This is a genomic window from Amycolatopsis sp. NPDC045836, from assembly GCF_056431745.1.
Genome location: NZ_JBWKKF010000022.1, coordinates 24,017 through 37,867 on the forward strand (window position 1 = coordinate 24,017; position 13,851 = coordinate 37,867).

General features: G+C 62.4%; 9 protein-coding genes. 3 read left to right on the top strand and 6 right to left on the bottom strand.

The genetic code is table 11. The annotated features are described in order from the left end of the window. The first annotated feature begins 38 nt into the window (after positions 1-38). Positions 39-3,032: an AAA domain-containing protein gene (locus tag AC07EG_RS32305; RefSeq protein ID WP_478257023.1), complete on the top strand. Its 2,994-nt coding sequence runs from the start codon at positions 39-41 to the stop codon at positions 3,030-3,032. A 108-nt stretch (positions 3,033-3,140) separates the two neighbouring features. Here AC07EG_RS32305 and AC07EG_RS32310 read toward each other — a convergent pair whose 3' ends face one another. Next, entirely contained in the window at positions 3,141-3,542 is a 402-nt protein-coding gene (locus AC07EG_RS32310) for a hypothetical protein (RefSeq protein WP_478257107.1), read from the bottom strand. On the opposite strand from AC07EG_RS32310, the gene AC07EG_RS32315 reads away from it, so the two are divergent. Then, positions 3,488-3,880: a very short patch repair endonuclease gene (locus AC07EG_RS32315; protein WP_478257102.1), complete on the top strand. Its 393-nt coding sequence runs from the start codon at positions 3,488-3,490 to the stop codon at positions 3,878-3,880. The genes AC07EG_RS32310 and AC07EG_RS32315 overlap by 55 nt on opposite strands. Positions 3,881-4,909: 1,029 nt before the next feature. Here AC07EG_RS32315 and AC07EG_RS32320 read toward each other — a convergent pair. From AC07EG_RS32320 to AC07EG_RS32330, 3 genes are all read right to left on the bottom strand, one after another. After that, complete coding sequence (locus AC07EG_RS32320) at positions 4,910-8,200, bottom strand: NACHT N-terminal Helical domain 1-containing protein (protein WP_478257024.1); 3,291 nt, start codon at positions 8,198-8,200, stop codon at positions 4,910-4,912. 158 nt (positions 8,201-8,358) lie between these two features. Next, positions 8,359-9,471, bottom strand: a complete 1,113-nt coding sequence (locus AC07EG_RS32325; protein WP_478257025.1) for a helix-turn-helix domain-containing protein — start codon at positions 9,469-9,471, stop codon at positions 8,359-8,361. A gap of 3 nt (positions 9,472-9,474) precedes the next feature. Continuing rightward, the gene (locus tag AC07EG_RS32330) at positions 9,475-9,690 is read right to left on the bottom strand and encodes a hypothetical protein (RefSeq protein WP_478257026.1); all 216 of its coding nucleotides are present in this window, start codon (positions 9,688-9,690) and stop codon (positions 9,475-9,477) included. Between the two features lie 829 nt (positions 9,691-10,519). Here AC07EG_RS32330 and AC07EG_RS32335 point away from each other — a divergent pair. Next, positions 10,520-11,974, top strand: coding sequence for a helix-turn-helix transcriptional regulator (locus AC07EG_RS32335; protein WP_478257027.1), 1,455 nt, complete (start codon positions 10,520-10,522; stop codon positions 11,972-11,974). Here the strand turns inward: AC07EG_RS32335 and AC07EG_RS32340 are convergent. Beyond that, positions 11,963-12,313, bottom strand: a complete 351-nt coding sequence (locus AC07EG_RS32340) for a signal peptidase I (RefSeq protein WP_395896177.1) — start codon at positions 12,311-12,313, stop codon at positions 11,963-11,965. The genes AC07EG_RS32335 and AC07EG_RS32340 overlap by 12 nt on opposite strands. Continuing rightward, positions 12,310-13,830, bottom strand: coding sequence for a transcriptional regulator (locus AC07EG_RS32345; RefSeq protein WP_478257028.1), 1,521 nt, complete (start codon positions 13,828-13,830; stop codon positions 12,310-12,312). The genes AC07EG_RS32340 and AC07EG_RS32345 overlap by 4 nt, the downstream gene beginning before the upstream one ends. Positions 13,831-13,851: the final 21 nt, after the last annotated feature.

Consider the following 13,851-nt stretch of genomic DNA (forward strand, 5'->3'; position numbering starts at 1 on the left):
CCGACGGCACGTGCTGTGGGGACTGTGGAGGTATCGGGGTGACCGCTGAGACGGACAAGGTCCAGCAGGAAATCGGTGAACTGCTGCGAGCGGTCCGCGCGGAGATCGACGCGACGATCGGTGCGGAGACCGGGTTCGACAAGGTGGCGTTGACCGATGGTCGGGTGACGGGCGGCGACGGCGAGCAGTTCGAATACTCGTTCGCCACCCGCGGTTGGAAGGAGTCGTTCGCCGAAAAGCCGCTGCTGGTGCGGCCTCGACCGGGCGCCGTGTGGGAGTCAGCGGAACTGGTCGCAGTGGCTCAGGCTCGGCTTCGGCTGCGTACGCCAACTTCGCTGGGCGTGAAGGCCGAGCTCCGCGAGGACGACACGGCTGGGTTGGTCGTGCTCGCGGAACAACTTGAGCAGGCCGCCGCCGGATCCACCGGATTGAACTTGACCACAGCCGGATGGCTGCTCGGCCGGAACAGCCCAGCCGCCGCGCGGTGCCCAGAGCCGGAGCGGTACGTTCGCGACTGGCAGAGCCTGCAGCTGAATGACCGTCAGCGTGCCGCCGTCGTCAGCGCACTCGGTAGCGAACTGGCGTTCGTCTGGGGCCCGCCCGGCACTGGCAAAACCGAAGTCGTCGGTCACATCGTGGAGGGCAGCTACCGACAGGGGCATCGGGTGTTGTTCCTCGCACCGACCAAGGTCGCTGTCGATCAGGCGATGGAGCGGCTGTGCACGCTGCTCAATGCTGAGAGCGGATTCGCCGACGGGCTCGTCCAGCGGCTCGGCGACATCGCGGTCAGTTCCCTCAAGGATGAGTACAGCAAACAAATTGAACCGGACAAGATCGTAGCGCGTTTGAGCGCTGCCCTGTCCGACGAGATATCCGTGTTGCGTCCTCGCCTCGCAGTTGCCGACGAGCAATTGGCACTTCACGTTGAATATGCCGAACTCGCTCAGAACTTCGAGCAGCTGCGAGCCAGTGCCGCGCAGTGCGCACAGGGTGCCGCTGCAGCGGCGGCACGAGCCGACTCAGCCGTTCGGACAGCGAATCTCCTGCGCAACGAGCTCACCGAAATCGGTGTACCGTCCGGTATGTTCGCCAGCCGGAAAGCACGGCGACGCGACGAACTCCTGTATCAACTACAGGCCGCTGATCGGGATGCAGCCGACTCCTGGGGGCAGCACCAGTTCGCCACCGCGGAACAGCAACGCCTCACAGCGCAAGCGGAGGCCGTGTCGCTCAAATGTAGCGGGCTCCGGCCACAACTGACTGGGATCGCACCCGCCGAACGACTCGCCGCCACAGCTGCGAGTCTCCGGGAACGTCTCGCGGTGTTGCAGGAGGAACTCCGTACCGTCGAGGACGTGGTGCGCAGGAACTGCCGGGTCATGGGCACGACGGTGGCCAAAGCGGTGCAGTCGCGATTCTTGATCAACAAGTTCGACACCGTCGTCATCGACGAGGCAGGCATGGTCAATCTTCCTTCTGCGTGGTACGCGGCTGCTCTGGCGGCGAAGCGGGTGGTCGTGGCGGGCGATTTTCGACAGCTGCCTGCGGTCACCCGGGCATCCAGCGACCGCAAGGCCACCCAGGAGGTGAAGGCGCACTCCGAGCGCTGGATGGATCGGGACGCTTTCCACGCGGCTGGTATGGTCGATGACCGCGGGCGGGTCCGGCCCCGTGACTGCCTGGTCGGACTGAACACCCAGTATCGCATGCGTCCGGCGATCTGCGCGGTCGTGAACACCATCGCTTACCCCGACGCACCCCTGGTAACCGGCCGAGGGGACACCAGTCGGCTGCCCCCGTCGCCGTTGCTGGGGGCTCCCTTGATCCTGGTCGACACCGGCTCACGCCGCGCGGCCGCTCGGGGTGGCTCAGTCGGTCACAAGGTCAACCCCGTGCACGAAGCCGTGATCCACGAACTTGTCCGCGGCCTTCAGTACGACGGCGTGTTGCCTGTGCGTAAACAGGACGATCACCCGCCCGAAGTCCACCCGTCCAATCGAATGGCGGTCATCACTCCCTACCGCGACCAGGTCAGGGCGCTGCAGGGCAGCCTCGCCTACCGGTTCGGTGTTGATTACGATGGCGTCGTAGACACCGTACACCGCTTCCAGGGTAGCCAGCGGCCCCTGGTGGTGATCGACACCGTCGCCGGCGCCGGGGACAAAGTCGGGTTCTTCTACGAGGGCGTGGGCTTGTCCTCCGCGACCTCTCGACTGCTCAACGTGGCCGTGAGCCGCGCGCAAGACCACCTCGTCGTGGTCGCGGACGTCGACTTCCTGAGCCGGAACCTCAAGCCCCACGGCGAAGCCGCCCGCTTGGCCGACTACCTGCAGAAGTATGCACACCGGCTCGACGTCGGTGATCTCGTGCCGTTCCGCGCGGCGGACGACCTCGCCAGCCTCGGTCCCGACGAACTGAGCCGGCCGGCCTTCTTCCCCGCCGACGAAGTGCCGCGCGCCGTCGCTTGGGACATCGACCACGCGCGGCGCAGCATCGACATCTACTGCGCGTTCCTCGACCCCGCTCCGGTCGAACGCTGGCTCTCGCGACTGAAACCCCGCATTGACGACGGCTTGCGCGTAACCATCCACACGCGACCATCCCAGCGAACCAAATCCGAGCGGCTGATCGCGGTGCTCGACGCGGCAGGTTGCATCGTGGTCCAGCGTGAACGCATGCACGAGAAGGTCGTGATCATCGACGATGAGGTGCTGTGGCACGGGTCGCTCAACCTGTTGGCCGGGACCGGGCTCACCGACCTGATGATGCGCATCACCGATCCTGGCGCCTGCGAACGGGTGCGCCGCATCGTCGAGCGTGCTCGACCCGACCGCCCTGCCCGTCCCTCTCGTCCTGGAAGGCAACGCACGCCTCAGCAGAGGGACAACGGCGCCGCCCGATTGTACCTGAACGTGCCGTACGAGGAGAAGGAGGCGGCCAAGGCGTCCGCAAAAGCCCGCTGGGATCCCACGACCAAACGCTGGTACGTGGCAGCGGACACGCCCCATCACCTCGTCGAACGCTGGCTGTGAGCTTCCACAACCCAAATGCACGGCTGGACGTTTGGCGCCAGACGTGGCACCGCCCCACGCGGATGTACAAAGACCTGTGCTGCATCTAGGAGCTGTTTGGGGTTCGGATCATGTGGTTCGGGTCAGGGGCTTCAGCCACAGGATCGCTCCTCGTAGATGCAACCCGGCCTCGTAGCTTTGCGGTGTCTTGTCGTAGCGGGTGGCCAGGCCGCGCCATGTCTTGACCTTCTGGAAGCAGCGTTCGAAGGTGTTGCGACGTTGGCTTTTCGGCTGGCCGATCTCCGTCGGAGCACTGAAGGAAACGACTTGCTTCGTCGTCTCGAAACCTTCATCGGATACCGCCGGGAACCCGTACTTGCGAGACTGTCGGTGCCCGCCGGGATGCTGTGGTGGTGTACAAGCACCTGGATCCGGGGCCCATCCCTCCCGCGTCGTCCCCAGCGACCGCGCGCGTGATGCGTCGAACTCGCAGGTCTGGTACCAGGCCAGAACTCGCGGTGCGTAGGGCACTGCACAGGTGTGGCTTGCGTTTCGTTGTGGACCGGGCTGTCCCTGGCGGCAATCCGCGCCGACGGGTGGACATCCTGCTGCGCGGTGCCCGAGTTGCGATCTTCGTAGATGGCTGCTTCTGGCACTCCTGCCCGCAGCACGCACACCTCCCGCGGGCGAACAGGAGCTGGTGGCGGTTGAAGCTTCGCGGCATCGCCCTGCGTGACCGCGACACAGACACTCGGCTGCAGGAAGCGGGCTGGATCGTCATCAGAGTCTGGGAGCACGAGGATCCTGCAGAGGCAGCCAGTAGGATCGAGAGGATCGCCTTCGATCGGCGAAATCGACGATCCGGGTAGTCCAGAGGCGGTGGAAACCTGCCAGAGCGCACGGCCCAAGCGGTCCAGTGCTTGCCAGCTGCCGAACCTGAGTCGAGTCGACTGCGTCCGCTCTGTGTATCGGTAGGGAGTTGAACCCCCAGAGTGTCCGAGGGGCGACTTGCACACTAACCACACGCCTACAGTTGTCCCGATAATGAGCGGATGAAGTTGAGTGGCTCACATCCAGCGAGCCTTTCCAACCTGTTCTTGGTTGATGGGGGGTGTGTCGCTGAGCTGGTGTCCATCCAGACATTGCGTGAGCTGACCCAATTATCCGCACCCACCGCTGTGTGTGATCGGCTCACACTGGCGGGGACTACCACCCCAACGCCAAGCCGGCCCGGTGCTCGCGCACCTGGGCAACGGCGACCCCTGCCAACGCTTGGCCAAAGGGTTCGGGATCGGCGTGGCCACCGGGTGCCGCTACCTGCACGAACCGTCACCCTGCTCCCCGCCGCGCCCCCACCCCGACCGCCACCTTATGGCAGTTGGCCTGGACCCGGCACAACTACGCCATCGTCGTTAGCACCGTCATCCGCACCGACCGTGTTGCCGCCAACCGCTCCTACTACTCGGGTACACACACCGCTACCGCGGCGTTAACATCCAAGCCCGCACCGGTCCCCATGGCCAGCGGCTGTGGCTCTCGCATGGGCTACCCGACGCGATCAACGACACCGCCGCCGCCCGCCACCACGACATCTGCGAGCAGGCCCGCCAGGCCGGACTGCGGCTGCTGGTTGATGGCGGCTACACCCAGGGCGCTCCCGGGGGTGATCACCTCGTAGCGGAACCGCCGCAACCGCCACTAGCCCACACGTGAGCTAGGATCCGCCTACGAAGCCTTTGCCAGGGTGCACAGCCGCGGCAACGCGGATTCGCCACCCTTGGAACTGGCATGTCCTCACCCGCGTCCGCGCCAGCACCCACCGCGCTACCACACTCGCCCACGCCATCCTTACCCTCGAACACCTCACCAACTAACCGAGATGGAAAAGGCTCCGTGAGTCAGTACACAGACAGAGTAACTTTTCGAGCAATATCGCTTTCCGTTTGAAGTAATTCTTGATCCGGGCTAATCCAGACGTTAATGGGCGCTCCTGCCGTGGACAGCACTTTGCGCAAATCGACGACTTGGGTCGTGTTTCTGACATCAAGTCGTCGAAGCTGTCGAAGATCGGCAAGTGGTGACCAGTCGACAATACTCGTTCCAACGAATGCGGCATCAACTAAATTCGGCATATCAGACACTGGCTGGAGATCTTTGAATTCGTCGTTGTTGCGGATCCACAGTGTCTTGACGGATTTCATTCCGCGAAAAGCGGAGATTTCTGAAAGCGACCTACTGTGAAAATTCGCCATCTCCAACTTGGGGACAGCGTCTCGAATGGCTCTTGATCCGCCACGTATTGGCCCACTTTTTGCGGCTAAAGATGTAAGGGTTGGAAATTTTTCGAGAATCTCAATGTCATCAATGCGATCCACATCCCATAAACCCAACTCTGCCAGTTTTGGCATTGAAGGGATGTTAGAAATTGAAGTCACGCTCTGCCCTAGGCCGCCCACGTTCAAAGACTCAATGGTGCCTCCAATGAACGATGCTGCATTAAAGATGTCGAGAATATGCGCATTCATTATATGAAGACTGCGCAGATTCTGGAGGTAGCCAATGGCGTCGACGTCACAAAATTTCGACTCGTCATTCGACGTAATATACACCTCAACGAGACTGCTATGCGCTCGCAGTGGCGCAAGACTGGCGCCGGATGCGAGTTTTGCTGAGAGGAACTTCATGTTTGGAACATCATTTAAAACCTCGAGATTTGGTAACTCCGAAAATCTTGAGGTGTTCACATAGACAGACTCTAGACGGTTCAACCTGTTGAGAAGCGGGAAATGTTCGACCAGTGAAACTGAAATCATGCCATCAATGAGCGGAGCGTCAGCAAGCACATGCTCGGCGTATCGTGTTGGATCAAAGAAGCGCCATGCCTGAATTAGTTCCAGTTGCACTTCCTCTCGAGCGTCGCTCGCGTATCGGTTAAGCACATCTAGGGCCTGGTCACCACCGATAAGCGCCACGGTTCGTACACAAGCTTTTGCCACTGAATCTGATAGCCCCTCGAGACTGAGCGGCATCTTTTCCAGCGTGGACGACCCGGCTGTAGCCAGGGAGCGAGCCTCTCTGATTTGCTTAGGTGGCACCAACTTATCTATCACTATCTGCATTCTTTGGCTAATGTTTTGAGCTATTTGCTCGCCCGCTGTTTCCAGGCAGGCGGCGGCAAGCAAGCGATATCGGCGAGCATTGCTTGGATCGTTGTCTATTCTCTGCAAAATACCTTCAAGGAGCTCGCTGCGCATTGGCTGAGTTGCATGTCCTGCGGCCATTACAATCACTTCGCGCCAAGAATCACGATGACAATTAGCAAGAAGCGTGTCTACATGATGTTCGTTAATCGCTTGTTTCGCGGCTAGGTACTCTTGGAAAGTCTTATGGATGAAATCAACCTTTCTTACCGCAGGACTTCGCAGCAAGCCACTTCGCTCTATCAGAAAGGTAAGAATTAACTCTGGAGAGGCCTCAATTGTAGGCATGCTCGAAATCGCGTGCGATATGTATTCCACGGCGCGTTCGGTGGTCAGCTCCGACTTCCCGGCCAGAGTGAGACGCCAAGCGAGTTGCTGTAATATTGCCAGGGATAATGGTGGCGTGACGCGAGACTCGAGAAAACCTGTATCTATCTCTCTTTCGGCGTCACGACGCTCTATCAACATTGATATAGCGTTCTCGTAGATACGCATCCTGTCAGCAGGAAGCTGACTTCTTCGATCCAGATTCAGAGCGCAGAGCATTGCGCACATCAGTGGATTGGTCGCCAGAGAGCGCAGGTGAGGTCTTCCGGTCAACTGTCGCAAAAATGAACGCTCGAAGTTCGAAACTTCAACGACTTTGCAAGGTAAGTTAATGGCGCCCGACGTTGCAGCTTCCGAAATGGCTGAGTGCCATCGGTTCACGAACTCGGTAATATCGTGCATAGACATTGACTCAAGCCGGACGTCGGCAAAGCCACTTTCCCGAAGCCAATTTGACTCGACGGCCGCAGGCCGAGTCGTCACTATAACGGTGGCCTTTGGGTAGGCTGCCGCGAAATTTCTCAACCAACGTCGAACTTGTCGTCTTCTTGAGGGTCCCACTTCATCGACCCCGTCGATTAGGACTAGAGCTCGACCAGCTGCCAGCTGTTCGTGTTCCCACTTTGGTGGACAGTAGCCACCAAGTTCTGGGGCGACGATTGCGACAAAGGTGTCCGGTTGCGGCATTTCGAAGTTTTCGATGCTGCGAAGTTTAATATAGAAGGGAGCGTGGCCGTTCCATTTTTCAAGTGATCCGCGGAATGTTCCTCGAGCCGCATTTACGGTAATCCATTGAAGAAGGGTGGTTTTGCCCGATCCAGCATTACCAATAATAAGAGTTCTCGGACTCACGTCTAACGCCGACTCGACTGCATAAGAATTGCTTCCATCGTCTCGTTCGTCGACCGTCGGCAGTGATCCAGGAATCTGATTCCTCCCAAGAGACACGGAGAGTGTCATATACGCTACGGTCACTCTAGACTTAGGTCGATAATTTCGGGTGCTTAGTCCAAAAATCTCGAGATGGTCATTGTCATTCGCGACAACCTTGAGGTAACGCGACCGGAAGTCAGAGTCGCTTTCGCAGGCTCCCGTCTTTGGCAGGCTTTGCAAGATTTCATCTATCTTACCATTAATTTCAGTGAACCTTGAAAGCAACTCAACGGTTGATCTATTCGTAAACTCCGGCAAGTGTTTGACTATCTCAACAATGGTCAAGCATGCCTCGTCGAGGACTCGATCGTAGAATTCCATCCCATCTGTGCTCAGCGTGAAACTGGATACGACACCTCTTCCAGCTCTGCGAACGCTGGATGCAAACTTCTGAGGATCGAGGTCTATGTCAAAAAATGCTTCGTCTGTAGTGTCTGCATGTAGAACAGAGTCGATCACGGCATGAACGGCGGCTGCTTTTTCGTTACCGTCGAGGGCTTTGAATTCAACATTCAGCGTGTCTTCAATTCGCTTGGCAATGGAGTCGGTCAACTCCTGAAGTTGTCGATCAAATGCCCGCTGCCTATAATAATCGATTACGTCGAATTTTATCAATTGGCGAAGCTCTGATTCTCGACTCAATTTAGCTGCCCGCTGAGTGCTCCATCTCTTCAAGGCAACCTGGGTGATGATTCTGCCGAGAGTTAGGCTGGCCGGCTCTAAAGTCAAGAGGTTCTCCCAGGTGCTCAGAAGTGCTGTTCTGAGACTGGGTCGCTTCATGTGGCTGTGACGTTACGATGACAGCGACACGTGCTCAATTTGTTGCCGAATGGGTACCTGATCGATATTGAGTCAGCATTGGTGTGCCACTGCGACCAAAGGTTGGTTTACGCCTCGTCATCCTCTGGTGGCGCCACATTAACAGTGGCTGTTTCTTGCAGTCTGCCCAAGCCCGTCTGCGGCTGCGGGATGGGTTCAGCGAGGGTTTCGTTTGGTTTATACGTAGTCAGGTGGCGTGAAATTGTTTCAACGGAACAGTCGAAGGCTGTCGCGAGTTCGTCGATGGTGAGGTTGAACTTGGTGCGGAGGCGGCGGCAGACCTCGGTGTTGACGTCGGGGCGGCGTTGGGAGGAGGTGGCGTGGCTGCGTCGGATGGCGTGGAGGCGGTCGAGGCTGTCGCCGCGGTTGAGGGCACGTGCGGTGAGGGTGGTGAACGCTGCTTGGTGGGTGGTGATGGCGGTGGGGTCGTCGGTGCAGGTGGTGGTGAGTAGGTCGTCGGTGCTGAGCCACGGGTGAGCTTGATCGCCGGTGAGGAGGGTGAAGCTGGTGGCGGCGGTGGTGTGGCCGCACTCGGCGAAGGGGAGGATTTGGAGGTGGATGTGGGGCAGTTTGACCAGTTTGGCGAGCTGGTCGAGTTGCCTGATCATCGTGCGGCTGCTGCCGGCGATGTTGTACAGCGCGGCTTCGCCGAGTACGACGTGTAGCTGGAGGGGCTGTTCGCGGCTGAGGAGCCAGGCGCTCTGCCGCACGTGGTACTTCGCTACGTCGGCGGTCGTCTGCTGGTCTGGGCGGGGAACCTGCTCGTTCACGGCGATGGCGTAGTCGTCGGTCTGCAGGATCGGGGGCAGCAGGGTCGGGGCGTAGGTCCGCTGTTCGGTGGCGGCGGACTGGAGTTCGTGGAACTGCTGGTACCGGGTGGGCACGGTGGCGGCCGGCGGTTCCTTGCTGGCGCGGGCGCGGAGAGCGCGGAGCCGTGTGGCTTCGGTGCCGGTGACCTCGTACAGGTTGAGCAGGGCTTTGAGGTCGGACGTGGTGACGCGCCGGGTGCCTTCTTCGATGGCGTCGAGGCGGGTTTGGGGCCAGGAGAGGTGCTCGGCGACTTCGGCGGGGTGGAGGTCGGCGTGCTCGCGGTACTCGCGAAGTTCGAGGCCCAGCTGTTCGCAGTAGCGGAGCGGGGTGGGCTGGGGTGCTTGGCCGGAGGCTGCTGTGGAGATGGTCACGGACTATTCCTGTTCGGGCAGAGCTGCGAGGCGGGCGGAGATGGTGTGGTCGAGGTGCTTGAGGAGCGTTTGCAGGGTCCTGAGTTGGGTGGCATCGAGGCCGGGTTCGTCGACCTCGCGGGCGAGACGCAGCGCGACGGGGCGGAGTCCGGGGCTGAGCGCATGGAGCAGTTGCGGCAGTTCGCTGGGCTGTTTCGCGGCGCCCCTGGTCGTGGACATGCGGATATCACCTCGTCTTGGTTGGGGGAGCCCGTCACGGCGGTTGTGACGGCATGGAGAGTGCGCTGACCTGCGTGGACGTTCGTTGTGACGGGTGAGCCGAGAGCGCGAGACCTGTCACAGAAGAGCGTCGGAGGGCTTTCTGCCGCCTGATGCGAGAGCGGAGGTCGGGGCGTCACGTGTCGCGGGAGCGCGGTGGCGGGCGTGAGGTGTTGGGGCCGGTGGGGGCGGGCGGAATGGCGTCCGCCCCCACCGGCATTGTCCGGCTGGTCCCGGGGGCATCGCCGTGCACGTTGAGGCGGGCGCGGCGGCGGAACAGCCGGAGATTGGGGGCGTCGAGCAGACAGCGTCGGGTGGAGCGCGTGCGGGTTCGGCGGGCCGGGCGATGGGGTACGGCGGGGCGTTGGGCGGTGGCGACGAGGTAGAGGCAGCGGGCACGGGCGTGTCGACGGCAGGAGGCACGAGCCGGTGTAGAGGTGGTGGCCGCAGAGGGCTTGGTGCCAGCCGGCACCGCGGTGGAGGCCGCGGGCGAATTCCTCGTCGGTGACGGCGTGTTCGAGGTGGTCGGCGATGCAGCGGTACCAGGTGACGTAGAGACGCTGGGGCGCCGCGTTGTCGTTGCTGGTGCTCACGGTGGTCGCCTTCCTGGGGAGCCGGTGGATGGTGATCACTGAACCGGCTGGCGAGGCGGCTTCCCAGAGCGGTAACGTCGAACTTGGGCCGCGAGGATGTTGCAGTCAGGGGTTTGACCTGCGAAGAAGGCTGATATGTTGGCGTAGTCGGGTGACTACGTGAGGTGATCGGCTTGGCTGGGCGGCGGACGGCCCTGGTGGCGGCGCGGAAGGCTGCCGGGTTCACGCAGGAAGGGCTTGCCGAGGCGCTGCACGTCGATCGGTCAACGGTGATCCGCTGGGAGGCTGGCGAGTACGCACCCCTGCCCTACCTACGGCCGAAGCTCGCGCGGCTACTTGGTCGGAGCGCGGACGAGCTGCGCGACGTGCTTGACGGCGAGGTGGCGGGCGACGCGGCGGACTTCGGCCCGGAGGTGGAGCGCGCGCTGAACTGGGTGGACGCGCGGGCGGGCTGGTCGGTCGGGGAAGCCGACCGGCGGTTGCGTGGCGAGCTGGCCAAGGGACGGGCGACGCAGGCGCCCCGCGTTGCGGGGCGTGGCGAGATCGCGGAGGCGTTGAGGGCGTACTACGGCGGCGAAGTCGCTGGGCGTGCACGCTACGCGGCGCGGGTTAGGAGCACGCGAACGGCGACCAGCATCTTTACGCGGCCTGCGTGGCTTGGGCCGTGGGAGTTGGACGCAACGGGCGATCTGGAGTTGGGGCCGGGCAGTGGTTCGGCGGCCGGGCCGATCGATGGGGCTGCGGCGGTTCGTAGGTTGGCCGGGGTCGCTGAGGGCGACGTGCGGATGACGGATGCGCCGATCTACCGGCTGAAGGAGATCGAGTCGGCGGCGGCTGGCGGCCTGGTGGGGCGGGTCGAGCTGGCGTCGTTCGTGGAGTACGCGCTGACGGCTGATCTGCTTGAAGGAGAGCTGGTGGACGCGCTGACTGCGGGGCGGTCGACGAAGCCGGGCGAGCTACCGCTCCGGGATCGGTATTTGCCGGATGTGGCGAGCGTGCTTGACCTTCGGAGCCGGTTGTGTGCTGGTGGCGTGCTGGCGTTGACGGCGATTGCGCGGCCAGCGGACCTGTACCGCGGCGAGGCCGATTACCTCTTGCTGGTCCAGGAGCGTTCGGCGCAGGTGCTCAACGCGGCTGGCAAGTTGTCCGTGATCCCGAAGGGCTTCCACGGGCCGTTGGCGGACTACCGGGCGGACGCCCGGATCGGGGCGACGCTGCGTCGCGAGCTGGAGGAAGAGCTGTTTGGGCGCGCTGACGTCGACAACACCGCCGGTGGGCCGCGGGCGGCGGACCCGATGCACGCAAGTCGGTTGTCGCGGCCGTTGCGGTGGTTGAGTGAGCGGCCGGACCGGATGCGGATGGAGTGCACCGGCTTCGGGTTCAACCTGGTCAGCGGCAACTACGAGTTCGCCACGCTGGTCGTGATCGAGGATGAAGAGTTCTGGTCACGGTTCGGTGGGGAGGTCGAGGCCAACTGGGAGGCGGCCGGGTTGCGCCAGTATTCGACGAGAGATGCTGAAATGCTGGTGGACCTTGTTGGTGATGAAGCGTGGAGCAATGAGGGACTGTTCGCTTTCCTGCAAGGCTTACGGCGACTCCGGGAGATCGGTGGCAGCCGGGTTGCCTTGCCGGAAATTGAATTAGGTGGCTGACGGCCAGCGGACGGTGAGGACTACCGATTCCTCGATGGCTTCCCATGAATGGTCAATGCCGGGTCCCCACATGACGTAGTCGCCCTGCTTGCTCATCGTGCTGCTGCCGCCGGTGACGTCGACGCGGAACTTGCCAGAGACGAGCATCACGAGTGTGGTGCGCTGGTCGTCGGAAGTCCACTCGGCTCGCTTGTCGCCGAGAGGGTGGTTGGCCCACTTGACTTCCACGTCCTTCGACGAGCGGACGCCCTGCGACGGGTCGATGAAGTGACCGACCAACCAGCCGCGCGTCTCGCTGGCGTCCTCGTTGGCGTTGCCGGCGGTCCAACCGTCGCTCACTGGCTGATCTCCCATTCAATTGGTGGCATTTTGACGCGTTCTCCGCCGAGTTGGGCAAGCCGTCGGAGCCCGAGGATCATAGCGAACAAACCCTCGTTGCTCCAAGCCGCGTCGGTTAGTAGTTCGGTCACAAGGTCGGTATCGGCTGTTGAATACTGTCGCAGGCTTTCCGACTCCCAGTTCGCTTCGACCACGCCGCCATAACGTGTCCAAAATTCTTCGTCGTCGATGACGATCAGGCTGGCGAATTCGTAGTTGCCGCTGACCAGGTTGAGCCCGAAGCCGGTGCACTCCATGCGGAGACGGCCGGGTTGGTCGATGAGCCAGCTCATCGGCTCGGAGAGCTTGCTGGGGTGCATCGGGTCGGCGGACAGCTGCTGCCCGAGTGTGTTGTCGATGTCCGGGCGGCCGAACAGCTCTTCTTCCATCTCCCGGCGCAGGGTCGCGCCGACTTGGGCGTCTCGGCGGATGTCGTTGAGCGGCTGGTGGAAGCCCTTGGGGATCACGGCCAGGCGGCGCGCGGCGTTCAGGACGCTTCCGGAACGCTCTTGGACGAGCAACAGGTAGTCGGCTTCGCCGCGGAACGGGTCGGCGGGTCGAGCGATGGCCGTGAGCGCGAGGACGCCACCGGCGCAGAGTCGGTTGCTGAGGTTGAGCACGGTCGCGACGTCCGGTAGGTAGCGGTCGCGGAGCGGCATGGGTGACGAACCGCCGGCGGCGATGGCGTCGACCAGCTCGCCTTCGAGCAGATCCATGGTCAGCGCGTAGTGAACGAAGTGGGTCACGCCCAGCGAGCCGCCGAGGTGCTGGGCGGCCGGTGCGATGTCGAGCAGGCGGTAGAGCGGGCTGTTGACCATCCGGGTGTTCATGGACAGCGTCTCGGCCAGGCGCTGAACGGCGGCGTCTGCGGCGTGTTCATCGAGTCGCAGGTCGGCTTCGGGTAAGGCGCTGGCGACGGTGAGCCGGTCGTGCTGAGGTAGCAACGGGCAGTCGAGAGCGAGCCAATCAGCGCTGGTCAGAATACTGGTGTTCACGAGTTGGTCGCCGCATCGGGCCGTGAACAGGCTGGCAGTGCCGTAGTAGTCGGCCAGGGTGCGGGCGACGTCGCGCTGGCTGACCCATCCGCGGCGGGTGCCGCGGTCGCGGAGGCTCTGGGGGTCGATGGCGGCGGCGCGCTCGGCGACTCGTTGGCGGCTTGTGCCGGGTGCCCATCGTGCGTGCCGGTCAAGCCATTCGAGGGCGTCGACGATGTTCGGGTCTTCGGTGAGCCGCGGGTCCGCGATGGGCTGTGCGCTGGTGAGTTCGGCGAAGCGGGTGCGCTCTGCGTCCGAGGCGCGTTCAAGCGCCGTGTCCAGGAGTTGTTGCATCTCCGATTTGGGGCGGAGCGACGGCTTTTGATGCCACGCGGCGACCGTGCGGACGCCGATTCCCAGGTGCTCGGCGAACCGCTCGTTGCTCAGGCGCAATGCGGCCTGAAGTGCGCAAGCTGTTTGGCCGGTCCAGCCCTCGGTATTCATCGCGCGACTGCCCCGAAAAGC